At 72.2% G+C, this 20,665-nt stretch carries 25 protein-coding genes; 9 read left to right on the top strand and 16 right to left on the bottom strand.

Annotation, left to right across the window (positions count from 1 at the left end; translation table 11 throughout):
* Positions 1-49: 49 nt before the first annotated feature.
* Positions 50-634, bottom strand: coding sequence for an ABC transporter substrate-binding protein (locus ACFW2Y_RS15615; RefSeq protein ID WP_384878465.1), 585 nt, complete (start codon positions 632-634; stop codon positions 50-52).
* A gap of 139 nt (positions 635-773) precedes the next feature.
* Here ACFW2Y_RS15615 and dtd point away from each other — a divergent pair, with 139 nt between their 5' ends.
* Entirely contained in the window at positions 774-1,199 is a 426-nt protein-coding gene (gene dtd / locus ACFW2Y_RS15610) for a D-aminoacyl-tRNA deacylase (protein WP_384878463.1), read from the top strand.
* A gap of 40 nt (positions 1,200-1,239) precedes the next feature.
* On the opposite strand, the gene ACFW2Y_RS15605 is transcribed toward dtd, so the two are convergent.
* The 3 genes from ACFW2Y_RS15605 to ACFW2Y_RS15595 all read right to left on the bottom strand — a co-directional run bounded on the left by ACFW2Y_RS15605 (position 1,240) and on the right by ACFW2Y_RS15595 (position 3,404).
* Positions 1,240-2,205: a YgfZ/GcvT domain-containing protein gene (locus ACFW2Y_RS15605; protein WP_384878460.1), complete on the bottom strand. Its 966-nt coding sequence runs from the start codon at positions 2,203-2,205 to the stop codon at positions 1,240-1,242.
* Positions 2,206-2,214: 9 nt separating this feature from the next.
* Positions 2,215-2,661, bottom strand: coding sequence for a Fur family transcriptional regulator (locus ACFW2Y_RS15600; RefSeq protein ID WP_384878457.1), 447 nt, complete (start codon positions 2,659-2,661; stop codon positions 2,215-2,217).
* 170 nt (positions 2,662-2,831) lie between these two features.
* Entirely contained in the window at positions 2,832-3,404 is a 573-nt protein-coding gene (locus ACFW2Y_RS15595; protein ID WP_384878454.1) for an FABP family protein, read from the bottom strand.
* 416 nt (positions 3,405-3,820) lie between these two features.
* On the opposite strand from ACFW2Y_RS15595, the gene ACFW2Y_RS15590 reads away from it, so the two are divergent.
* Positions 3,821-4,477, top strand: coding sequence for a hypothetical protein (locus tag ACFW2Y_RS15590; protein WP_384878451.1), 657 nt, complete (start codon positions 3,821-3,823; stop codon positions 4,475-4,477).
* A gap of 379 nt (positions 4,478-4,856) precedes the next feature.
* Here ACFW2Y_RS15590 and ACFW2Y_RS15585 read toward each other — a convergent pair whose 3' ends face one another.
* The 3 genes from ACFW2Y_RS15585 to ACFW2Y_RS15575 are packed head-to-tail and all read right to left on the bottom strand — an operon-like array spanning position 4,857 to position 7,605.
* Complete coding sequence (locus tag ACFW2Y_RS15585; protein WP_384878449.1) at positions 4,857-5,771, bottom strand: hypothetical protein; 915 nt, start codon at positions 5,769-5,771, stop codon at positions 4,857-4,859.
* On the bottom strand, positions 5,768-6,700 hold the full coding sequence (locus tag ACFW2Y_RS15580) for a hypothetical protein (RefSeq protein WP_384878446.1): 933 nt from the start codon (positions 6,698-6,700) through the stop codon (positions 5,768-5,770). The genes ACFW2Y_RS15585 and ACFW2Y_RS15580 overlap by 4 nt, the downstream gene beginning before the upstream one ends.
* A gap of 17 nt (positions 6,701-6,717) precedes the next feature.
* Positions 6,718-7,605 (bottom strand): hypothetical protein, encoded by an 888-nt coding sequence (locus ACFW2Y_RS15575; RefSeq protein WP_384878444.1) that lies wholly within the window; start codon positions 7,603-7,605, stop codon positions 6,718-6,720.
* Positions 7,606-7,708: 103 nt separating this feature from the next.
* Between ACFW2Y_RS15575 and ACFW2Y_RS15570 the strand changes: the two genes are divergently transcribed.
* Positions 7,709-8,071, top strand: a complete 363-nt coding sequence (locus ACFW2Y_RS15570) for a DsrE family protein (RefSeq protein WP_384878441.1) — start codon at positions 7,709-7,711, stop codon at positions 8,069-8,071.
* Between the two features lie 67 nt (positions 8,072-8,138).
* On the opposite strand, the gene ACFW2Y_RS15565 is transcribed toward ACFW2Y_RS15570, so the two are convergent.
* The 8 genes from ACFW2Y_RS15565 to ACFW2Y_RS15530 form a co-directional block, all read right to left on the bottom strand.
* Entirely contained in the window at positions 8,139-8,402 is a 264-nt protein-coding gene (locus ACFW2Y_RS15565) for a DUF3099 domain-containing protein (protein ID WP_384878439.1), read from the bottom strand.
* A 256-nt stretch (positions 8,403-8,658) separates the two neighbouring features.
* Positions 8,659-8,946 carry a DUF1416 domain-containing protein gene (locus ACFW2Y_RS15560; RefSeq protein WP_046908577.1) on the bottom strand — a complete coding sequence of 96 codons (288 nt, stop codon included), beginning with the start codon at positions 8,944-8,946 and terminating at the stop codon, positions 8,659-8,661.
* 55 nt (positions 8,947-9,001) lie between these two features.
* Positions 9,002-9,841, bottom strand: a complete 840-nt coding sequence (locus ACFW2Y_RS15555) for a sulfurtransferase (RefSeq protein ID WP_384878436.1) — start codon at positions 9,839-9,841, stop codon at positions 9,002-9,004.
* Between the two features lie 165 nt (positions 9,842-10,006).
* On the bottom strand, positions 10,007-10,087 hold the full coding sequence (locus tag ACFW2Y_RS15550; protein WP_350497993.1) for a putative leader peptide: 81 nt from the start codon (positions 10,085-10,087) through the stop codon (positions 10,007-10,009).
* Positions 10,088-10,282: 195 nt separating this feature from the next.
* Positions 10,283-10,975, bottom strand: coding sequence for a DUF2993 domain-containing protein (locus ACFW2Y_RS15545; RefSeq protein ID WP_384878434.1), 693 nt, complete (start codon positions 10,973-10,975; stop codon positions 10,283-10,285).
* Between the two features lie 103 nt (positions 10,976-11,078).
* A complete protein-coding gene (locus ACFW2Y_RS15540) occupies positions 11,079-12,359 on the bottom strand; it encodes a hypothetical protein (RefSeq protein WP_384878432.1) in 1,281 nt (426 codons plus the stop codon).
* Positions 12,360-12,370: 11 nt separating this feature from the next.
* On the bottom strand, positions 12,371-12,625 hold the full coding sequence (locus ACFW2Y_RS15535; RefSeq protein ID WP_384878430.1) for a MoaD/ThiS family protein: 255 nt from the start codon (positions 12,623-12,625) through the stop codon (positions 12,371-12,373).
* 45 nt (positions 12,626-12,670) lie between these two features.
* A complete protein-coding gene (locus tag ACFW2Y_RS15530) occupies positions 12,671-13,486 on the bottom strand; it encodes an alpha/beta hydrolase (protein WP_384878428.1) in 816 nt (271 codons plus the stop codon).
* A gap of 258 nt (positions 13,487-13,744) precedes the next feature.
* Between ACFW2Y_RS15530 and ACFW2Y_RS15525 the strand changes: the two genes are divergently transcribed.
* The 6 genes from ACFW2Y_RS15525 to ACFW2Y_RS15500 all read left to right on the top strand — a co-directional run bounded on the left by ACFW2Y_RS15525 (position 13,745) and on the right by ACFW2Y_RS15500 (position 19,794).
* Complete coding sequence (locus tag ACFW2Y_RS15525) at positions 13,745-14,554, top strand: winged helix-turn-helix domain-containing protein (protein WP_384878425.1); 810 nt, start codon at positions 13,745-13,747, stop codon at positions 14,552-14,554.
* Between the two features lie 24 nt (positions 14,555-14,578).
* Positions 14,579-15,604: a LacI family DNA-binding transcriptional regulator gene (locus ACFW2Y_RS15520; RefSeq protein WP_384878422.1), complete on the top strand. Its 1,026-nt coding sequence runs from the start codon at positions 14,579-14,581 to the stop codon at positions 15,602-15,604.
* Between the two features lie 132 nt (positions 15,605-15,736).
* Positions 15,737-16,801 carry a S1C family serine protease gene (locus ACFW2Y_RS15515; protein ID WP_384878419.1) on the top strand — a complete coding sequence of 355 codons (1,065 nt, stop codon included), beginning with the start codon at positions 15,737-15,739 and terminating at the stop codon, positions 16,799-16,801.
* 32 nt (positions 16,802-16,833) lie between these two features.
* Positions 16,834-17,562 carry a response regulator transcription factor gene (locus ACFW2Y_RS15510; RefSeq protein ID WP_384878416.1) on the top strand — a complete coding sequence of 243 codons (729 nt, stop codon included), beginning with the start codon at positions 16,834-16,836 and terminating at the stop codon, positions 17,560-17,562.
* Positions 17,559-18,953, top strand: a complete 1,395-nt coding sequence (locus ACFW2Y_RS15505) for a sensor histidine kinase (RefSeq protein WP_384878413.1) — start codon at positions 17,559-17,561, stop codon at positions 18,951-18,953. The genes ACFW2Y_RS15510 and ACFW2Y_RS15505 overlap by 4 nt, the downstream gene beginning before the upstream one ends.
* Before the next feature lie 46 nt (positions 18,954-18,999).
* Positions 19,000-19,794, top strand: a complete 795-nt coding sequence (locus tag ACFW2Y_RS15500) for a nucleotidyltransferase (RefSeq protein WP_384878411.1) — start codon at positions 19,000-19,002, stop codon at positions 19,792-19,794.
* Here the strand turns inward: ACFW2Y_RS15500 and ACFW2Y_RS15495 are convergent.
* Positions 19,791-20,645 (bottom strand): phosphatidylinositol-specific phospholipase C, encoded by an 855-nt coding sequence (locus tag ACFW2Y_RS15495; protein ID WP_384878408.1) that lies wholly within the window; start codon positions 20,643-20,645, stop codon positions 19,791-19,793. The two genes, ACFW2Y_RS15500 and ACFW2Y_RS15495, sit on opposite strands and share 4 nt — an antisense overlap.
* Positions 20,646-20,665: the final 20 nt, after the last annotated feature.

Below are 20,665 nucleotides of genomic sequence, written 5' to 3'. Positions count from 1 at the left end.
ACGGCCCCGGCCGACCCGCACCCGGATTTCCCCGCGGACCCCGCGCCTCTCAGGCCAGCAGGTCGTCGACCTGGGCCTCACCCTCGCGGTAGCGACGGGCGATCTCCGCGCTGCAGTCGTCGGCGGTCCGCTGGAGGTGCTGGCGGCGCCGCGAAACCTGCTGCTCGTAGCCCGCGAGCCGGCCCATCGCCGCGTGCAACTCCTCGTCGGTCCGGGCCGTGAGGTCCGACAGCTCGACCTCCGACAGCATCTCGGTCGCGAGCCGCCGGTACTCCTCGCCGCGCGGCGTCGACAGCGTGACGTGCCGGGCCGAGCTGCGCTGCCGCGAGGGCACGTCGGCGAGGATCTCGGAGAGCCGGTCGAGGACCGGGGCCTCCGGGTCGGTCCGCCGTGCCAGCTCGGCCCGCAGGATGTCGATCCGTCCCTGCAGCATCCGCCGTACGTAGCTCAGGTCGGCCTCGTCGCTCTGGGCGTCCCGCCGCAGCGCGCGCAGTTCGGGCAGCCGCAGCGCGCCGAGCTCCGGCTGGGCTGGTTCGGCGGTCCGCTGCACGGGCGGGCGCGCCACGGAAGAACCACCGACTCGTGTCAGTGGTACGGGGCCGGGCGGTGTCGGCCCGGTGCCAGGTGCACTCATGAGTTTCGTCCCCTCGACCGGTGCGGAGCCGCACCGCCTGACACGCATGGTGCCATTCCTGCACGTGCGCGTGCAGGCGCTCTGCACCCGTTCGGCCCCTCGTCCTCCGGAGCGCGGGCCGCTCGGTAGGTTGGTGGGCATGCGAGCAGTGGTGCAGAGGGTCGACGGCGCGAGCGTCGTCGTCGCAGGGGAGACCGTCGGTGAGATCACCGGCGAGGGCTTGTGCGTGCTGGTCGGGGTGACCCATGACGACACCCCGGAGAAGGCCGCCCAATTGGCCAGAAAGCTCTGGTCCGTCCGGGTACTGGACGGCGAGAAGTCGTGTTCCGACGTACAGGCGCCGCTGCTCGTGATCTCCCAGTTCACCCTCTACGGAGACGCCCGCAAGGGGCGCCGCCCCACCTGGAACGCCGCCGCCCCCGGCCCGGTCGCCGAACCCCTCGTCGACGAGGTGGTGCGCTGCCTCCGCGAACTGGGCGCGCAGGTGGAGACGGGCCGCTTCGGAGCGGACATGCGCGTCTCGCTCACAAACCACGGCCCGTTCACGGTGCTGCTGGAGGTGTGAGCCCCGGTTGGCCGGGGCCCCATGGCCCAGGCCTCAGGGCTCAGGGCTCGACGACGGTCTCCTGCGCGGCTGCCGTCGTCCCGGCGACCAGCGGGGCGTCCACCGGTACGTTCCGCTTCACCAGGGCCAGGGCGATCGGTCCCAGCTCGTGGTGGCGGACGGCGGTCGTCACGAAGCCGAGCTGTCGCCCTTCGGGCCCGTCCGAGGCCAGCCGCAGCGGCGTCCCGTGGGCGGGCAGCAGCACCTCGCTGCCGTCGAGGTGCAGGAAGACCAGACGGCGCGGCGGCTTCCCCAGGTTCTGCACCCGGGCGACGGTTTCCTGCCCCCGGTAGCAGCCCTTCTGGAGGTGGACGGCGCTGCCGATGAGGCCGATCTCGTGCGGGATGGTCCGGTGGTCGGTCTCGAAGCCGAGCCGCGGTCGGTGCCCCTCGACGCGCAGCGCCTCGTACGCGAGGAGCCCGGCGGCCGGCCCGTACGAGGAGGCGAAGGACTCCAGGTCGGCGCGCGGCAGGAAAAGGTCGCGACCGTGCGGGGTCTCCCGGACGACGACCCCCTCGGGGGCCTCGGCGATGGAACCGGCCGGAAGGTGCACGACCGCGATGTCCTCCGTCCGGTCGACGACCTCCACCCGGTAGAAGAACTTCATCGACTCCAGGTACCCGAGGAGCTCCTCGCGGGTGCCCGGCTCGACGTGCATCCACACCGTCTCGCCGTCGTCGACGAGGTACAGGGCGTGCTCGATGTGCCCGTTGGCGGAGAGGATCAGGGCCTCGGTCGCCCGCCCGGGCGGCAGCTCGGTCATGTGCTGGGTGACGAGCAGGTGCAACCAGCTCAGCCGGTCGTCGCCGGAGACGGTCAGCACTCCCCGGTGCGAGAGGTCGACGAAGCCGTCGCCCTCGGAGAGGGCGCGCTGCTCGCGGAACAGGTCGCCGTAGTGGGCGGCGACGCCTTCGTCGCGGCCTTCGGCGGGCACGGCGCCGGGCAGGGACAGCAGAGGGCTCTTCATGGGAAGAGCCTACGACTCGGCGACGGCGGCCTTCCCGGCACACTCCTCGCACTGCCCGAAGATCGCGAAGTGCTTCATGTCCGTCACGAACCCGAAGGTCGCACGGAGCTTCCCGGTGAACTCGGCGGCCACCTCGACGTCCGCCTCGATCACCTCGGAACAGTCCCGGCAGACCAGGTGGAGGTGGTGGTGCCGGTCCGCGAGGTGATAGGTCGGGGCCCCGTGCCCCAGATGGGCGTGGCTCACGAGCCCGAGCTCCTCCAGGAGCTCCAGGGTCCGGTAGACGGTGGAGATGTTCACCCCGGAGGCCGTCTTGCGGACCTCACAGAGGATGTCGTCCGGGGTCGCGTGCTCCAGCGTGTCCACGGCCTCAAGGACGAGCTGCCGCTGCGGCGTCAGCCGGTAGCCGCGACGCCGCAGATCGCTCTTCCAGTCGGTGCTCTCGGTGCTCACCACGCCCTCCAGTGTAGGAGTGACGGCCCCGTGCCGGGATAGCCGTTCGATCACGGGTCCGAACCGCCGGTGACGCACCGCCTTCCGCGGGGCGGCGCCCCACGGCGCCGGGCCCGTCCACCGACGGGCCCGGAAGGAGCGTGCGGGGCCGCCGGGTCGGGCGGCCGTCGGTCCTAGCGGAAGAAGGCGATGCCGTCGTCCGGCATGTCGGGCAGGTTGCGGGCCATCTCCGCGACCTCCTCCGGAGTGACGACCTTCTTCAGGTGCGCCGACATGTAGGGGCGGAGCGGGACCTCGGGGGTCGACTTCTCGCCCACCCACATCAGGTCGCTCTTCACGTAGCCGTAGAGCCGCTTGCCGCCGCTGTACGGGCCCGAGGCGGCGGTGCGGGCGACGGCGTCCGTCGCCAGGTCGATCTGCGGCTTCTGGTCGGCGAGCTCGCCGTACCAGACCTCCACGATGCCCTGGTCACGGACCATGACGACCTCGACCTTGCGGTCCTTGTCGATCCGCCAGTAGCCGCTCTCGCTCTCCAGCGGACGGACCTGGTTGCCGTCGTTGTCGAGGACCCACGCGTGCGAGTGGTACTCGATGAAGTCACGGCCGTCGTGGCTGAAGGTCACGGACTGGCCGAAGTTGCACTTCTCGGCGCCGGGGAAGTCGGAGACGCCGACGCCCTCCCACGTACCCAGCAGGAACGCGAGGGGGACGAGGTCCGGATTGAGGTCGGACGGGATCTCGATCATGAGCAGCTCTGGCGTTCTGTAGTGGTGGTTACCGCTGGCCCTGGTACAGCTTCTTCACGGTCAGACCGGCGAAGGCGAGCACGCCGACGCAGACCAGGACCAGGAGGGTTTCGAAGAAAACGATCACGGGGTGCTCCTCGACTGAGCGGTGAAGGCGGAACGGGCCGGACCCCAGCTTAGTGGGCGGGGGTCCGGCCCACCCCGTGAGGTGGGTCTCGCGGGGTGCGGGCGGCCCGTCGGCTAGGCCCGGACGACGAAGCGGGGCGCGTGGTCCGCGCCCGCAACGGCGCCGCGCGGGAGCGTGAGGGCGCCGCCCTCCGTCCTACCTGACGTACTGACGTACGGACTGACGTACGGACTGACGTACGTGCTGACGTACTGACCACCGTCAGCCCCCACAGCGAAGGAACACCGCCATGCCGAAGGACCCGGCCCCCACGACCCCGCTCAGCAAGGACGCCGACGGCGACGCGCACGGCTCCCCCGAGGACCCCGCCCACGACGACGCCCACGGTGATTCCCGTGCCGACGCGCACGAGGGCGAGGAGACCGGACCGAAACCCGTCGTCGAGCACGTCGTGGAGGACGAGCTGTTCGGCGCGCTGACCGTGCGGTGGGACGTCGAGCGGGGCGGGGTCACCGTGTCGGGCGAGCGGGTGCCGCGGGTCGAGCTGCGGCGGGCCGAGGGGACGGAAGGCGAGGACCACGTGCCGGTCGGCACCCGTGACGGCGCACTGCTCACCCTGACCGTCGACGGCGAGGAGGCGGTGGTCGACCCCGCCAAGGGCCGGCTGACCCGGCGCTCCTACCGCGTCGACGTGCGGTGTGCGGAGCGCTCGTGGCGGCTGGTGCCCGACTCCCTCCCGGGCAGCCGGCTGGTCCGGTCCGGGGTGCGCCTCGGGGAGTTCTCCTCCGACGGCGACGGGAAGGTCCTGGTGGAGTGGCGCGAGGACGCCGAGCCGGAGGCGCTGGACGCGGCCCTCGGCTATGCGCTGGCCGCCGCGTTCGGCACGGGTGCCCAGCCCCTGTGGATGACGGCGGTCGAGGTGATCAGCGACCTGCTGCCCGGCTGACCCGACGTCGTCCCCGTACGGGCGCGGGTCGCCGTCCCGCACCGGGACCTGAGGTCGAGCTCGCGCACGGTGCTGCTGGTGCGGGCCCTTGCCGTGCGCTCCGCGGCACCGGCGGCGGACGCGCCGGCGGTTCTGCTCGCCCGCCGCGCGCAGCAACGGCGCCTCCGCGCTCGCCGTCGGCCGGTGCACCGTCCCCGGTGCCTCCACCGGGGACGGTGGGGCCCCGGGACGCGAGACCCTCCATCATCGGGAGTCGCGTTCGCCGTCTGGGGTCCGGCCGCCTCGGCGCATGCACGCGCGACCGGCCCATCCCGCCCAGTGAGGACGCACCGTCCCTGCCGGACGGCCGACCGTGCGGGTCAACGGGTTCTCACACGGCCTAGCCGAGCAGCTGCGCCTGGAGCGCGACCGTCTGCTGGAACGGCACGGTGAGCGTCCCGCCCTTCCGGGTCTGGGTGACCACCGCGACGGTGTCCCCGGCCTGGACGTAGGCCCAGCGCGTCTGCTCGGGGCCGTACGGCTCCTCCTCCGCGTAGGCGTACACGGAGAGGCCCGGCACCGTGACGTCCTGCACGGACATGTCGATCTTCGACGACTCGACCCCGAACGGCATCCCGCCGCTCTGCGCGATCTTGAGCGTGGCTTCGTCCTTGAACTCCTCGGAGAACGCCACGGACGAGAAGCGCAGCAGGTGGATCCGGGTGGTCGTCCCGTCGGGCATGGTCCAGCCGCGGGCGGCGACGTGCCGGAGCGCCGAGTCGACCAGGTGCTCCTCCGCCTCGCCCCGGTCCTTCTCCGCCAGGAGGGCGAGGTAGGAGTCGAGGGGGACCCAGCCGCCCTTCAGCTTCGGATCGACCGTGGCTCCCTTCGGGGCGGGCAGCAGGAGCTTCCGCAGGTCGGCATGGTGGATCTCGCCGTCGTTCCCGTCGGTGAACGGCCGCAGGGCGCCCTCCGGCAGTGCCGGAAGCGACAGCCTCGGGTACTCCCAGCGCCCGTCGGGCTCGGTTCCGAGCCCCGGCACCTCGGTGCGTTCCACGGCGGTGATCCCCAGGGCCGTACCGGCCCCGATGCCGCCGCAGACGAGCACGGCGGCGGTCCAGCGGAGGACGCCCCAGAGCAACGGCCGCCGCGACTTCCTCGGCTTCTCGGGCACGACGGCCTGAGGCCCGGCCTCGGGCACGACGGTCTCGGGCACGACGGCCCGGGGCTCGGTCTCGGGCACGACGGCCTCGGCCGCCGGCCCTTCCTGGGGCGGGACCGGGCTCTCGGGCCTGTCCTGGATCTGCTCGGTCATACGTACTCCCCCGGAGACTCGATGTGTTCGAGCTGCTTCTTCAGCAGGTCCGCCACGCGCGCCTTGTTGAACGGCTTGGCGCCCGCCGCCGTGACCGTGACGAGGACCTCGGAGTCGTACGCGAGGCAGACCATCTGCTCCAGCTCGACCTCCTGTTCCTCCTTGCTCAACGAGTCGTCCGCGGGCACGACGTAGCAGGCCGCGTTCCGGTGGTCCTTCACCGCGGGGCCCTTGGCGAACTTCAGGAAGTCCATGACCTCCTTGCGGATCCGGTAGCTGTCCTTGACCTGCTTCTTGTCCTTCATCCGCGCGATCTGGAAGGTGACGACGAAGTCGTCGGTCGGGTCGGCGAAGGTGCGGACGCCGAGGCCCTGGAGACCGAGCGCGTCGACCTCCTTCTCGAACGTGCGGCGCTTCTTGCCGGAGAGGCCCTCGCCGGCCTGCTTCATCAGCGCGGTGGCCTCCGCGGGGCCCAGCTCGCCGTCGTTCCCGTACAGCTCCTCGTCGGGGCCGAACTCGTACCCGTACGGCAGCGGCAGCAGGAGCTTGCTCAGCGGCGTTCCGGCCTTGCCCCGCACCGAGGCGGCGGCCGGGTCCTTGTCCTGTGCGTCCTTCTCGCTCTCGGCCCACACCTCGGTCGGAGCGGTGCGGTCGGCGGAGGAGACGGTGACCGCGGTGTAGGTGACGCCGCTGCCGACGAGACCGAGGGCGACCACGGAGGGCAGGACCACCCGGAGCAGCATCCGCCGGAGACCCCGCTGACCCCGGGTTCCGGCCACCGCGGCGGGTTCGGCCGCGGGCTCGACCACCGTTGCGGGTGCGGTCGCGGACTCTGCCGCGATCACGGGCGCGGGTGCGGCTTCGGGCGCGGGCGCGGGCGGGATGGTGGCTTCGGGCGGGGCCGTGGCTTCGGGCACGCGCTCGGTCATGTCGTTCCGGTCCTCGCTCACAGGCGCTCCAGCTGTCGCTCGGCCAGTGAACGGATCTCCTTCTCGGAGATCTTCTTGGTGTCGACCACCATGATCTCGACCGCGATGTCACCGCGGTGGAAGTAGGCGCGGGCTTCGTACAGGTCCAGGTAGCCGGCCTCCCGTTGCACGGGGAAGACGTAGTAGCGCCCGTTGGTCGAGCCCTTGAGGGGCTTGCCCTCGCTGTCGGCGTAGTCCTCGTCCGGCATGTAGAGCTGCTGGCCCTCGATGTACTCCTGCGCACCGAGGACGTCGTCGGCGCGGTACTGGACGAGCCGGACGTCGGTCTGCTTGTACGTGCCCGTCGTCCAGGACCTGGAGGCGATCCGCCGCACGCCCAGGTCCAGCTGCTGGTCGAGGGCCCCGTCGGGCCGCTCGAACCCCGAGGCGAACCGGCTCAACGACATCCAGCCGTCGCGGGTCGCGTACTCGTCCTTCTTCGCTCCGGCGGGCATCGGCAGCAGCAGCGTCCGCAGGTCGCCCTGGGCCTTCGCCTGGCGGTCCTCCGCGGCCGGGAGCGGGGCGGGCTGCTGCCCCTTGGGCAGCGACTCGGCCGGGTAGGCGAGGCCCGGCTGGTTCAACGCCGGCAGCGGGGTCGGTTCGCGCTCGGCCTGGATGCCGTAGCCGACGGCGGTGCCGCCGACGAGGCCGATGACGGCGGCGACGGCGATCAAACCGGCGGTGCGCAGGCCCCGGGAGCCGGGGCGACGGGCCGGAGCCACCGCTTCCGGAGCCGTTTCCGCAGCCGCTTCCGGTGCCGGTGCCGGTGCCGAGGACGGCGCCTGCTCCGAGGACGGCGTCTGCTCCGACGACGGTTCCGGCGGCGGCACCGCGTCCGCGTCCTGGATGGTTTCTTCCTTGCTCAAGCGTCCCCCCACGAGACCTGGAGCACGGGTTGCGTTACCCGTGCACAGAACTGACACGGAAGGAACAGCCGAGGTTGTACGGCTTCGGATTACAGTTCGACATATGCCGAAGAAGCTCGTGATCAAGGTGACCGCAGGGGCCGATGCCCCCGAACGCTGCTCCCAGGCCTTCACCGTGGCCGCCGTCGCCGTCGCCAGCGGCGTCGAGGTCTCGCTCTGGCTGACCGGCGAGTCCTCCTGGTTCGCCCTCCCCGGCCGGGCGGCGGAGTTCGAGCTCCCGCACGCCGCACCGCTGCCGGACCTGATCGACTCGATCCTGGCGGCCGGGCGCGTCACGCTCTGCACGCAGTGCGCCGCCCGTCGCGAGATCACGGAGAAGGACGTCCTGGACGGCGTCCGCATCGCCGGCGCACAGGTCTTCGTCCAGGAGGCGATGTCCGACGGGACCCAGGCCCTGGTCTACTGAGGTCGGCTCGCTCCCGGCCCCGCGCCGGGCGGACCGAACCGCGTCCGGGAGGTGCCGGCCCGGACGCTCAGGGCTCCCGGCGCTTCTTGCCGTCGAGCTCGTCCCACCACTCGTCCGACTGCGGGTCCCCGGAGGGATCGTCCCACCAGCGGTCCTCCGGGCCCCGGCGGTTCGCGACCATCGCGGCGACCGGCGGGATGACCATGGCGACGACGCACATGCCGATGGCGACCGGCATCGAGAAGAGCCGCACGACGGCCCAGGCGCCCACGAAGAGCAGCAGGCAGGCGCCCATCATCCAGAAGTAGACGCGCCGGCGTCGTGCGTACACGCCTCCAGCGTACGACCGGGCGCGGCGCCCGTCACCGGTGCCCGGTGCGGGGTCCCGGAACCGGGGCGCGGACGGCAAAGACCGGAGGGCCGTGCCTCAGGTCCTGGTTCAGGCGTCCAACCCCCCAGGAGGCACGGCCCTCCGGCCGTTCGGTGGGGCTTCGCACCGCGCCGCCTCCCGGAACCGGGGGCACGCTGGGCGGGGCGAAGCCCTTGGGGCGCCCCCGGCACCGGGCGGTGCGGGGGCGCATCGGCGATCAGACCGCGATCGCGACCTCGGCCAGGCCGCCCTTCTGGGCCACGACCTGGCGGTCGGCGGTGCCGCCGGGGACCAGGGCGCGGACGGTCCAGGTGCCCTCGGCCGCGTAGAAGCGGAACTGGCCGGTGGCGGAGGTCGGGACCTCGGCCGTGAACTCGCCGGTCGAGTCCAGGAGGCGGACGTAACCGGTGACGGGCTGGCCGTCCTTGGTCACGAAGCCCTGGATGGTGGTCTCACCGGGCTTGATCGTCGAGGCGTCGGGGCCGCCGGGCTGCGCTCCACACATGTCGTTCTGTCCTTACGGTCGAGGGGTCCGGAGAAGAGGGGAGGGTCCGGAGGGATTACTTGTTGGCGCCGAGCTCGATCGGCACGCCGACGAGGGAGCCGTACTCGGTCCAGGAGCCGTCGTAGTTCTTGACGTTCGGGACCTCGAGGAGCTCGTGCAGGACGAACCAGGTGAGCGCGGAGCGCTCGCCGATGCGGCAGTAGGCGATGGTGTCCTTCGCCAGGTCGACCTGCTCGGCCTCGTAGAGGGCCTTGAGCTCGTCGTCCGACTTGAAGGTGCCGTCGTCGTTGGCGTTCTTCGACCACGGGATGTTGCGGGCGCTCGGCACGTGGCCGGGGCGCTGCGACTGCTCCTGCGGGAGGTGCGCCGGGGCGAGCAGCTTGCCGGAGAACTCGTCGGGCGAGCGGACGTCGACCAGGTTCTGGGCGCCGATCGCGGCCACGACGTCGTCGCGGAAGGCGCGGATCGAGGCGTCCTGGGCCTTGGCCCGGTACGCGGTGGCGGGGCGGCTGGGCACCTCGGCGACGAGGTCGCGGGAGTCGAGCTCCCACTTCTTGCGACCGCCGTCGAGGAGCTTGACGTCCTGGTGGCCGTAGAGCTTGAAGTACCAGTAGGCGTAGGAGGCGAACCAGTTGTTGTTGCCACCGTAGAGGACGACCGTGGTGTCGTTCGCGATGCCCTTGGCCGAGAGGAGCTTCTCGAAGCCCTCCTGGTCGATGAAGTCGCGGCGGACCGGGTCCTGGAGGTCCTTGGTCCAGTCGATCCGGATGGCGTTGCGGATGTGGTTCTTCTCGTAGGCCGAGGTGTCCTCGTCGACCTCGACGATGGCGACCTGCGGGTTGTCGAGGTTGGCCTCGACCCAGTCCGCGTCGACCAGGACGTCGCTGCGAGCCATGCTGTTCTCCTCCGGGGCAGTGTGCGGGGGCGTGCTGCGGTGGTGCGGGGGCGTGCGGTGCGGTACGCGTCGTCGCGTGCGTACGGACAGGGGGTACGGCTGCACGGTGCGGCCCCGACCGGTTTCGGTCGACGGGCCTGAGGAATACGGGAGTGGGAGTCCCGCTCAGACTGAACGACAGAGCATGGCGGCGACGCGGCACAGGTCTACTGCCCGCCGCTTCGTGAGATCCGCCTGTCGCTTCATGCCCACGATCGTAGGGACGGACAGGCTGCCGTGTCACCGGCGTGTCGTATTTTGAGACGCGATCATCCGAGATGCGAGACGTGATCACGTCGCGGAGCGGCTCCGCACGCCTCCGCACCGAGGTTTGCGCTGCGCCTTCTACGGATCGGACGACCCCGTCTCAGCATGTGGCCAAGGGGGGTGTTCCGGCCTCCGTCAGCCGGCCAGGACGACGTCCTTGCCGCTCAGGATGACGGCCAGGCCCTCCGGACGCGGCTCGACCTTCTCGACCTTCATGCCGGCGATCATGCCGATCGGCCGGTCGAAGTCGGTGCGGGCGCGCACCAGCTCCTCCAGGCCCGGAATGCCACCACCCGGCACCTCGTCGGCCCTGACCCGGATGGTGTCGCCGTTCACCGCGGTCACCGTGGACAGGACCGTGCGGGTCAGGGTGCGGCCCAGGACCGTCACGCTGCCGGTGACCTTCACCTTGCCGTTCTCGCCGTAGGCGACGGTCGCGCCCCGCTCCGAGGCGGCGGTGAGGTCCGCGTAGGAGATCAGGGCGGTGCCGTTCGCGGAGCCGGCGCGCGCACCCGCCCAGTCGCCGGTGACGGTCACGTCCCGCAGGGCCACGGTCAGTTCGCCGACCCGGACCTGCCGGTCGCCCGCCGTCGCCTTCACCCCGGTCGCCCGCACCTCGACCTCGTCGAACCGCTTGTCCGCGACCTGGGTGAGGAACGGGAAGCCCTTGATGTCGACGTCGATCGAGTCGGTCCGGGCGTCCCCGGCCGAGAGCTTCACCCGGCTGGCCGCCTCCGACTCGGCGTACGACACGGCCAGCCGGTCGATCCCGACGAAGACACCGCCCAGCACGATGGCCAGGATCAGCAGAATCCGCAGTGCTCGCATGGGTCGTGTCCCCCCGTAGACGGTGCCGGCCCCCCGACACGAAGATCGACGCGTCGGGGGGCCGGTTGGTTCCCGCACCGGGGTGGGCGCGGGGCACCGCGGGTCAGACCAGGGCGCGTCCCAGCAGGTAGACCGCGGGGGCGGCGGCGGCCAGCGGCAGGGCGACGCCCGCGGTCATGTGGACGAAGCGCGACGGGTAGTCGTAGCTGGCCGCCCTCAGGCCCACCAGCGCGCACACCCCGACGCCGAGTCCGAGCAGCGCCCCGGAGGTGCCCAGGTCGGTGAGCCCGCCGACCGCGATTCCGGCACCCGCCGCAGCGAGCAGGGCGACGACCCAGGAGACCGCTCCGGGCAGCGGCAGCGCCCGCGCGAACACGGTCGCGGCGACCGCGACCCCGCCGACGACCACCGCGTCCGGGGCGGCGCCGAGGTGTCCGGCGGCGACGACGGTCAGCGCGGCGGAGGCGACGGTGGCCATCAGGCCGTACATCCGCTCGTCCGGATCGGCGTGGCTGCGCAGTTGGAGGACGAGGCAGAGCAGCACCCAGACGCCGAGCGTGCCCAGGATCGCGGCGGCGGCGTGCTCCCGGCCGGTGAGGAGGATCGCGGCGTCGGCGACCAGACCGCCGAGGAAGGCGAGCGCGATGCCCTGCCGGGCGGGCCACATGCCGTTGAGCCGGAACCAGCCGGCCGCGGTGAGGCCCTGGAGCAGGACCAGCGGGACGAGGAGCCCGTAGGAACCGAGGGCGGCGCCACCGGCGAGCAGCAGGCCGAGGACAGCCGTGAGGGCGGCGGGCTGCATGCCGGGCTCTATCACCGGCGAGCGGCCCTCGGCGCGGGCGCGCTGGGCATCGGTGATGCGGGTGTTCCCCGATGTGGTGGGCGAGGAGTAGGCGGGTCCCCCGTCGGCCCCGGGCGCGGCCGGGGAGCCGGCGGCCGGGGAGCCGGCGGCCGGGGCGAAGGGCTCGGCAGTGGGTTCCGCGTAGTACGCAGCAGCAGCCCCGCCATTCCCCTGCACCCCGTATGCCCCGGGCATTCCCTGGGCCCCGTGCGTCCCATAGACCCCGGGCACCTCCTGAGCACCCTGCGTCCCATAGACCCCAGATACCCCCTGAGCACCCTGCGTCCCATAGGCCCCGGGCATCCCCTGGGTCCCGTGCGTCGCGGGGGTCTGCGGCGGCAGGTACGCCGTGTTGGCGTCCCCGCTCCCGTACGGAGGAGCAGCAGGAGGCTGCTGGGCGGGCTGCTGGACCATGGGCTGGTACGTGGTGTCCCAGGTCTGGCCCTCCCACGTCTGGGTGGCGTCGACGGCGGGCTGCTGCTGCCCGTTCGCGTCGGCGTACGGGTCGTACGGCTGGCCGCCGTAGTACTGGTCGTTGCTCATTGCTCTGGGGTTCACCCTCCTGCGAACGGGGGGAGCACCTCGACCGTGCCGCCCTCGGCAAGCCGTACCGTCTCATGGCTCCGGGTCCCGACGGGGTCGCCGTCGACCAGGAACGAGCAGCGCTTGAGGACCTGGGCGAGCTCGCCCGGATGCGTCGAGCGGACCGCGTCGAGCGCCTCGGCCAGGGTCCCGGCGGCGTACGGCTCCTCGGCGACACCGGCGGCGGCCTTGGCCGCGGCCCAGTAGCGGATGGTTCCCGCTGCCATAGCGGCACTCCCTTCGTTCGTGTGCGCGCCGCCCCCCATGATGGGCTATGCGCGCAGGAGCCAGTCCCGGAGGCGGGCGAGCAGTTCCCCGTCGGCCGCGTTCTCGGCGTGTCCCATGCCACGCTCCAGCCAGAGTTCGGCGTCGCCCGCCGCGGCCAGCGCGCGCGGGTGGTCCAGCGGGAAGTAGGCGTCCCGGTCACCGTGGACGATCAGCAGCGGGGTCGGCGCGATGAGCGGCACCGCCCGCACCGGGGGGAGCGGCACCGGGTCCCAGGGCCGCCGCTCGATCCTGGTGCCGAAGCCGTAGCGGCCGACGAGCCGGCCCGCCGGTCGGGTGACCAGCCAGTGGACGCGGCGCATGGGGGCCGTCCCCCGGTAGTACCAGCGGGCGGGCGCGGACACGGAGGCCACCGCGTCCGTGCGCCCCCCGGTCCCCCGCTCCAGGGCCGCGTGGCGCAGGACCACGGAGCCGCCCATGGAGAAGCCGACCGTCGCCACGCGCGGGTGGCCGAGCTCACGCGCCCAGCGGACGGCGGCCGACAGGTCGAGGACCTCCCGGTCGCCGACCGTGGACCGGCCGCCGGAGCCCCCGTGCCCGCGGAAGGAGAAGGTGACCACGGCTGCGCGCTCCGCGAGGATCCGGGCGGCACGCCGGACCGCGGGCCGGTCGACCGCCCCGGTGAAGCCGTGGGCGAGGACGACGGCCGTCCCGGTGGCACCCGTCATGCAGGGTTCGTACACCGCCTCGATCCGGACGCCGTCCTCGGTGCGCAACATTGCGCGCCGTGTCATGGGCCGGTGGACGGAAGTGAGCGAGGAAACATCCAGGATGTGAAATCGACCCTCTTCCTCTGAACGCATGTGGGCTATTCTGCTTGCCAGAGGATCCGGGCAACGCAGCCCCCGGGTCCTTTTGTGTTTTCCAACCGTTGTTACGGCTGGATGAACAAAAGCTCTCAGGGCGCGAGAGCCACACGTGAGCACACGTAGACGTCCTCGCAGGGACCGAGGAGGAACCGACGTCATGGACGAGCGAACGACGACGCACGACGGACCGACGACCCCGGCAGGGGGGCGCCCCCTGCCGGAGCGGTGCCCGGGGCGCGCGGGAGGGCGGCGATGAGCTCTCTGCTGCTCCTGACGAACGCCCTCCAGCCGTCGACCGAGGTGCTTCCCGCACTCGGCCTGCTGCTGCACAACGTCCGGGTCGCCCCGGCCGAGGGCCCCGCCCTCGTGGACACCCCCGGCGCGGACGTGATCCTCGTCGACGGCCGGCGCGACCTCCCGCAGGTGCGCTCGCTCTGCCAGCTGCTGCGCTCCACCGGGCCGGGCTGTCCGCTGGTCCTCGTCGTCACGGAGGGCGGCCTCGCCGCCGTCACCGCGGACTGGGGCATCGACGACGTCCTCCTCGACACCGCGGGCCCCGCCGAGGTCGAGGCCCGGCTGCGGCTCGCCATGGGCCGGCAGCAGATCGTTTCCGACGACTCCCCGATGGAGATCCGCAACGGCGACCTCTCGGTCGACGAGGCGACCTACAGCGCGAAGCTCAAGGGCCGGGTCCTGGACCTGACCTTCAAGGAGTTCGAGCTGCTCAAGTACCTGGCCCAGCACCCGGGCCGGGTCTTCACGCGCGCCCAGCTGCTCCAGGAGGTCTGGGGGTACGACTACTTCGGCGGCACCCGCACGGTGGACGTCCACGTACGGCGGCTGCGAGCCAAGCTGGGACCGGAGCACGAGTCCCTGATCGGCACCGTCAGGAACGTCGGCTACCGCTTCGTCACCCCCGAGAAGGTGGAGCGGGCGGCGGAGGAGGCCCGGGCCAAGGAAAAGGCCCGCGCGGGCTCGCGCGTCAAGGAAAACACGGAGGACCTCACCCCCTCGGAGGACAAGAACGTGGCAGATGCCACAGTGCGACCTGCCGGTAGGTAGGTCCCCCCGCGTAGACTTCCGCGCGTGGCCAAGGTGACGCGGGATGACGTAGCTCGACTGGCAGGTACTTCTACCGCGGTCGTGAGCTACGTCATCAACAACGGACCCAGGCCGGTCGCCCCGGCCACGCGCGAGCGTGTCCTCGCCGCCATCAAGGAGCTGGGCTACCGGCCCGACCGGGTGGCCCAGGCGATGGCCTCGCGGCGGACCGACCTCATAGGCATGATCGTCCCGGACGCGCGACAGCCGTTCTTCGCCGAGATGGCACACGCCGTCGAGCAGGCGGCGGCCGAGCGCGGGAAGATGGTCCTCGTCGGCAACTCCGACTACCGGACCGAGCGCGAGGTCCACTACCTGCGGGCCTTCCTCGGCATGCGGGTCTCCGGCCTGATCCTCGTCAGCCAGGGCATGAGCGAGCAGGCCGCCAGCGAGATCGAGGCCTGGGACGCGCGGGTGGTGCTGCTGCACGAGCGGCCCGAAGCGATCGACGACGTGGCCGTCGTCACGGACGACATCGGCGGCGCCCAGCTCGCCACCCGGCACCTGCTGGAGCACGGCCACCCCTATGTGGCGTGCCTCGGTGGCATCCCCAACACCCCGGCCGTCGGCGACCCGGTCGCCGACCACGTCGAGGGCTGGCGGCGCGCCATGCAGGAAGCGGGCCGCTCGACCGAGGGACGGCTCTTCGAGGCCCCGTACAACCGGTACGACGCCTACCAGGTCGCGCTCAAGCTGCTCGCCGGGCCCGACCGGCCGCCGGCCATCTTCTGCTCCACCGACGACCAGGCCTTCGGCGTGCTGCGGGCCGCCCGCGAACTGCGCATCGAGGTGCCGACGGAGCTGGCGGTCGCGGGCTTCGACGACGTGAAGGAGGCGGCGCTCACCGATCCGCCGCTGACCACGATCTCCTCGGACCGCCCCGCGATGGCCCGTGCGGCCGTGGACCTGGTCCTCGACGACTCGATCCGGGTGGCGGGCTCCCGCCGCGAGCGCGTGAGGCTCTTCCCCTCGGCCCTGGTCGTCCGCAGTTCCTGCGGCTGCCGGGCGTAGCGGTCCCGAGGCGCTTCCCGGCCCTCCGAACGGCACCGCGCCCCTCGTCCTTATACGGGACATACGGGGTTCTGTCGGGCTTCTCAGCCTGTCCTCAGGCGGCTCTCATGAACGGCTCCGAGAGTCTTGGCCATGACGGACTTCCACAAGCAGCAGCCGCAGCAGCCGTACTACCCGCCGAGGCCGCCGTACGAGCCGACGCGGCCGATCACCACCGAGCCGGGCACGACCGTCTGGCCCTCGGGCGGTCACGTGCCGCCGCCGGTGGACCCGCCGCTCGCCGCCGCCGTCCCCGCCCCGTCCCCCTCCCCCCGCCGCCGCGCCAAGCGCGGGGTCGGCCTGATGGCGGCCGTCGCCATCGCCGCCGCCGCGGTCGGCGGCGGCACGGCGACGCTGCTCCAGCACCTCACCTCCGACACCCCCGCGAGCGCCTCCTCTCCCGTCGTGAACGGCACCACCGTCTCCACCGGCAACAAGGGCAGCGTCGCCGGGGTCGCCGAGGCGGTCTCCCCCTCCATCGTGGAGATCTCCGCGAGCTCCACCTCCGGCAGCTCCACCGGATCGGGCGTGATCATCACCTCCGACGGCGAGGTCATCACCAACAACCACGTGGTCTCCGGCGCCTCCTCGATCACCGTGCAGCTCAGCGACGGCACGTCCTACCGGGCCGAGGTCATCGGCACCGACCCCGACAAGGACCTCGCCCTGATCAAGCTGAGGGACGCCTCGGGGCTCAAGGCCGCCACCCTCGGCGACTCCTCGAAGACCAGGGTCGGCGAGGAAGTCGTCGCGATCGGCTCCCCGGAAGGGCTGACCGGCACCGTCACCAGCGGCATCGTCTCCGCGCTCGACCGGGACGTGACGGTCGCCAAGGACGACGGCCAGGAGCAGCAGCAACAGCAGTGGGACCCGCGACAGGGCTGGCCGTTCGAGTTCGGCGGACAACAGTTCAACGGCGACACCGGTTCGTCGAAGACCACGTACAAGGCGATCCAGACCGACGCCTCGCTCAATCCCGGAAATTCCGGCGGTGCCCTGATCAATATGAACGGGGAGATCATCGGAATCAATTCGGCCATGTATTCGCCCAGTTCTTCGAACGGTTCCACCGCCGGAAGCGTGGGGCTCGGATTCGCGATCCCCGTCAACACCGTGAAGGCGGACCTGGACGGCCTCCGGTCGGGCAGCACCCACTGAACGGCACCCGGTCGACGTGCGACGCTGAGGCCATGACGGGACAGCAGAACGAAGCAGAGCGCATCCTCATCGTCGACGACGAGCCCGCCGTGCGGGAGGCCCTGCGCCGCAGCCTCGCCTTCGAGGGGTACGCGACGCGGGACGCCGTCGACGGGGTCGACGCGCTCGCCGCCGTGGAGTCGTACGCCCCCGATCTGGTCGTCCTGGACGTGCAGATGCCCCGCATGGACGGGCTGACGGCGGCCCGCCGGATCAGGGCCGCCGGTTCGACCGTGCCGATCCTGATGCTCACCGCCCGCGACACCGTCGGCGACCGGGTCACCGGCCTCGACGCCGGCGCCGACGACTACCTGGTGAAACCCTTCGAGCTGGACGAGCTGTTCGCCCGCATCCGGGCCCTGCTCCGTCGCAGCTCCTACGCCTCCGCATCGGCCGCCGCCCCCGTCGAGGACGACGTCCTGGCCTTCGAGGACCTCCGGATGAACCTGGCCACGCGCGAGGTGACCCGCGGCGGGCGGACCGTGGAGCTCACCCGCACCGAGTTCACGCTCCTGGAGATGTTCCTCGCGCACCCGCGGCAGGTGCTGACCCGGGAGCAGATCCTGAAGGCCGTGTGGGGCTTCGACTTCGAGCCCAGTTCGAACTCGCTGGACGTGTACGTGATGTACCTGCGGCGCAAGACCGAGGCCGGCGGCGAACCGCGCCTCGTGCACACGGTCCGGGGCGTGGGCTATGCGCTGCGCGGAGGAGGCGGGGAGTGACGGGGCGCCTGAAGAACTGGTTCCGGTCGCGTCCGCTGCGCTCCCGGCTCGCCCTGCTCACCGCGGTCGCGGTGGCCGTGGCCGTGGCGGCCGTGTCACTGGCCTGCTGGTTCGTGACGCGGGCCCAGTTGGAGAACGAACTGGACTCCTCGCTGCGCAGCACCCGTCTGGACCCGAACGGCGTGCAGAGCCTGCTCGCGATGTGCCGCCAGGGCACCACCCCGCCGCCGGTGGCGGGCTCGTACACCGTGCAGATCATCCTGGGCAACGGCAGCGTGTGCACCTCGGGGAAGGCCGCGATCCCCGCCGGCCCCGGCGACCTCGCCGTGGCACGCGGCCGGCTGGACTCCGTCCTGCACACGGTGAAGGACGAGGACGGACGGGAGATGCGGGTCTACACCTACCCGCAGGACGCCCCCCTCGCCCTGGCCGTCTCCGTCGCCCGGCCGCTCTCCGAGATCGACAACTCGATGTCCACGCTGCGCTGGGTACTGCTCCTGGTCTCCGGGATCGGGGTCGTCTGCGCGGGCGCGGCCGGACTGTGGGTCGCGCGCACCGGCCTCGAACCGGTGAACCGACTGACCGGAGCGGTCGAGCACGTCGCCGCGACCGAGGACCTGACCGTCCGCATCCCGGTGGAGGGAGAGGACGAGATCGCCCGTCTGTCGCGGTCCTTCAACGCGATGACGGCGGCGCTGGCGAGCTCCCGGGACCGGCAGGCCCAGCTCATCGCGGACGCGGGCCACGAGCTGCGGACGCCCCTCACCTCGCTCCGCACCAACGTCGAACTGCTGGCGCGCAGCGAGCAGACGGGCCGGGCACTGCCGCCGGAGGACCGGCGGGCGCTGATGGCCTCGGTGAAGGCGCAGATGACGGAGCTGGCCGCGCTGATCGGCGACCTCCAGGAACTGGCCCGCCCGGACGCCGTGCAACCGGGCCGCCTCGAAGTGGTCCCGCTGCACACGGTCCTGCGGACGGCCCTGGACCGGGCGCGGCTGCGCGGCCCCGAGCTCACCTTCGTGACGGACCTCGCGCCCTGGTACGTCCGGGCGGAGGCACCGGCCCTCGAACGGGCCCTGGTGAACGTCCTGGACAACGCGGTGAAGTTCTCGCCGCCCCGGGGCACGATCGAGGTGACCCTGATGCGGGGCGAACTGACGGTCCGCGACCAGGGACCGGGGATCGCCCCGGACGAGCTCCCGCACGTCTTCGACCGCTTCTGGCGGTCCCCGTCGGCCCGCAGCCTGCCCGGCTCGGGACTCGGCCTGTCGATCGTGGCGCGCACGGTCCAGCAAGCCGGCGGCACGGTGGCGCTCGCCCCCGCGGAGGGCGGCGGCACGGTGGCGACGCTCAGGCTGCCGGGGGCGCCGACGCCACCGCCGGAGCTGTGAGGAAACCCGGTCGACGGGCGGGGCGCGGCACGGCCAGAGTGGCCCCATGGACGATCACGGTCTGAACCCCGACGGAACGATCGCGCGCGAGGGCTCCCTGCGGCGGGTGCAGGCGGCGTTCGCGCCGGTCGTCGAGGCCGCGCGGGAGCGGATCGCCGGAACGTTCGGCCCGGACCGGCTGCACGGCGCCTATCTGTACGGCAGCGTGCCCCGCGGCACGGCGGTCCCCGGCGTCTCCGACCTGGACGTCCAGCTGGCCCTGCACCGGGAACCCACGGAGGCGGACCGGGCCGACGCCCGGGCGGTCGAGGCCGCGCTCGACCGTGCGCTGCCCCAGATCGACGGCGTCGGGATCCTGCTGACCAGCACCGACGTGCTGCTCAGTGAGCTCGAACGGTACGACCTGGGCTTCTTCGTGGCCTGCCTGTGCACTCCGCTGTTCGGTCCGGACCTGGCCGAGCGGCTGCCCGGGTACCGTCCCACCTCCTTGCTCGCCCGGGAGACCAACGGCGACCTCGCCCTCCTGTTGCCCGGCTGGCGGGCCCGCGCCGCACGGGGCGGGGACCTCGGGTTGCTCGGCAGGAACGTCGGCCGCCGGCTCGTCCGCACGGGCTTCACCCTGGTGATGCCCCGGTGGGGCGGTTGGACCAGCGACCTGGACCGGTCGGCGGAGCTCTTCGCCCGCTCCCATCCGGAGCGGGCCGAGCAGATGCGGCTGGCGGTGCGGGTGGGCCGGTCGGCGGCCCCGGCTCCGGGGGACCTGGACGTCCTCATCGAGGGGCTGGCCCCTTGGCTGGCGGCCGAGTACACGGCCGTGCACGGGACGAAGGCCCCGCGCTAGTTGTGCCGGAGGAGCGCCTCGACGAGTCCGGTCCGGGTCTGGGGGAAGTCCATGGGCACGATGCCCAGGCCGGTGCGCCCGGCCATCTCGGCGCCGTCCAGGAAGCCGTGGACCCAGGGGTTGATCCGGTCGGAGTTCCAGCGAGGCGGCAGATAGGCCGAGGTGCTGGTGAAGTTCACGTACAGCCGGCCGGGCTGCTGGACGGCCGCACGGAAGTGGCCCTCGATCTTGCGGTACTTGGCGTCGGGCAGCGCCTGCCAGTCGTCCTGGATCGCGAAGACGGAACCGTCGCCCCAACGCAGCCCGGGCAGGCCGCCGTTGTCGGCGAGGAGCACCACCCGTCCGCGGGCCTCGCCGAGCAGGGGCAGCGCGTTCCCGATCCGGAAGAGGGGCCGCCATCCGCGCCGGTCGAGGTAGTCGTCGAAGACGGCACGGAAGGCGGCGTCGGACTCTTCGGAGTACTCCTGCTTGACGCGCATGAGGACGGTCTCGGAAGGGTGGGCGGCGAGGAAGTCCCGGCAGGCGACGAGCACGTCCCCGAACATCATGTTCTGGTACGAGACCCCGTGGTGGATCGCGAAGGACCCGTTGGTGACCCGGCAGCGCACGTCCAGGAACCGGACTCCGGCGTCCAGCTGCTGGGCGATACCGGTGTTCTGGCACTCGCTCCAGGGGCCGCCGTACCGGGCGCCCGAGTCGTGCGTGCCGGGGATGGTGAGCCGCCGCAGGTCGGTCCCGTCCCCGTGGCTCCCCATCCATCCCCGTACGTCCACGGCCGCGGCGCGGGGCGCCCCGACCAGTAGTGCGGCTCCGGCCCCGAGGGCCCCCACGAGCAAGCGTCGTCGGTCCATGACCCGGCACTATGGCAGGT

Origin of the sequence: Streptomyces sp. NPDC058877 (assembly GCF_042742855.1) — a bacterium.
Classification (GTDB): Bacteria; Actinomycetota; Actinomycetes; order Streptomycetales; family Streptomycetaceae; genus Streptomyces.
The sequence above is the reverse complement of the archived record's forward strand: the minus strand, read 5'-3'. Positions and strand labels throughout refer to the sequence as shown.

Bases quoted from the DNA above. Each gene is read 5' to 3' on its own strand.
- ACFW2Y_RS15615 (WP_384878465.1), bottom strand. From the start codon at position 634: ATGAGTGCACCTGGCACCGGGCCGACACCGCCCGGCCCCGTACCACTG.
- dtd (WP_384878463.1), top strand. From the start codon at position 774: ATGCGAGCAGTGGTGCAGAGGGTCGACGGCGCGAGCGTCGTCGTCGCA.
- ACFW2Y_RS15605 (WP_384878460.1), bottom strand. From the start codon at position 2,205: ATGAAGAGCCCTCTGCTGTCCCTGCCCGGCGCCGTGCCCGCCGAAGGC.
- ACFW2Y_RS15595 (WP_384878454.1), bottom strand. From the start codon at position 3,404: ATGATCGAGATCCCGTCCGACCTCAATCCGGACCTCGTCCCCCTCGCG.
- ACFW2Y_RS15590 (WP_384878451.1), top strand. From the start codon at position 3,821: ATGCCGAAGGACCCGGCCCCCACGACCCCGCTCAGCAAGGACGCCGAC.
- ACFW2Y_RS15585 (WP_384878449.1), bottom strand. From the start codon at position 5,771: ATGACCGAGCAGATCCAGGACAGGCCCGAGAGCCCGGTCCCGCCCCAG.
- ACFW2Y_RS15580 (WP_384878446.1), bottom strand. From the start codon at position 6,700: ATGACCGAGCGCGTGCCCGAAGCCACGGCCCCGCCCGAAGCCACCATC.
- ACFW2Y_RS15570 (WP_384878441.1), top strand. From the start codon at position 7,709: ATGCCGAAGAAGCTCGTGATCAAGGTGACCGCAGGGGCCGATGCCCCC.
- ACFW2Y_RS15560 (WP_046908577.1), bottom strand. From the start codon at position 8,946: ATGTGTGGAGCGCAGCCCGGCGGCCCCGACGCCTCGACGATCAAGCCC.
- ACFW2Y_RS15555 (WP_384878436.1), bottom strand. From the start codon at position 9,841: ATGGCTCGCAGCGACGTCCTGGTCGACGCGGACTGGGTCGAGGCCAAC.
- ACFW2Y_RS15550 (WP_350497993.1), bottom strand. From the start codon at position 10,087: ATGAAGCGACAGGCGGATCTCACGAAGCGGCGGGCAGTAGACCTGTGC.
- ACFW2Y_RS15545 (WP_384878434.1), bottom strand. From the start codon at position 10,975: ATGCGAGCACTGCGGATTCTGCTGATCCTGGCCATCGTGCTGGGCGGT.
- ACFW2Y_RS15540 (WP_384878432.1), bottom strand. From the start codon at position 12,359: ATGAGCAACGACCAGTACTACGGCGGCCAGCCGTACGACCCGTACGCC.
- ACFW2Y_RS15535 (WP_384878430.1), bottom strand. From the start codon at position 12,625: ATGGCAGCGGGAACCATCCGCTACTGGGCCGCGGCCAAGGCCGCCGCC.
- ACFW2Y_RS15530 (WP_384878428.1), bottom strand. From the start codon at position 13,486: ATGCGTTCAGAGGAAGAGGGTCGATTTCACATCCTGGATGTTTCCTCG.
- ACFW2Y_RS15525 (WP_384878425.1), top strand. From the start codon at position 13,745: ATGAGCTCTCTGCTGCTCCTGACGAACGCCCTCCAGCCGTCGACCGAG.
- ACFW2Y_RS15515 (WP_384878419.1), top strand. From the start codon at position 15,737: ATGACGGACTTCCACAAGCAGCAGCCGCAGCAGCCGTACTACCCGCCG.
- ACFW2Y_RS15510 (WP_384878416.1), top strand. From the start codon at position 16,834: ATGACGGGACAGCAGAACGAAGCAGAGCGCATCCTCATCGTCGACGAC.
- ACFW2Y_RS15500 (WP_384878411.1), top strand. From the start codon at position 19,000: ATGGACGATCACGGTCTGAACCCCGACGGAACGATCGCGCGCGAGGGC.
- ACFW2Y_RS15495 (WP_384878408.1), bottom strand. From the start codon at position 20,645: ATGGACCGACGACGCTTGCTCGTGGGGGCCCTCGGGGCCGGAGCCGCA.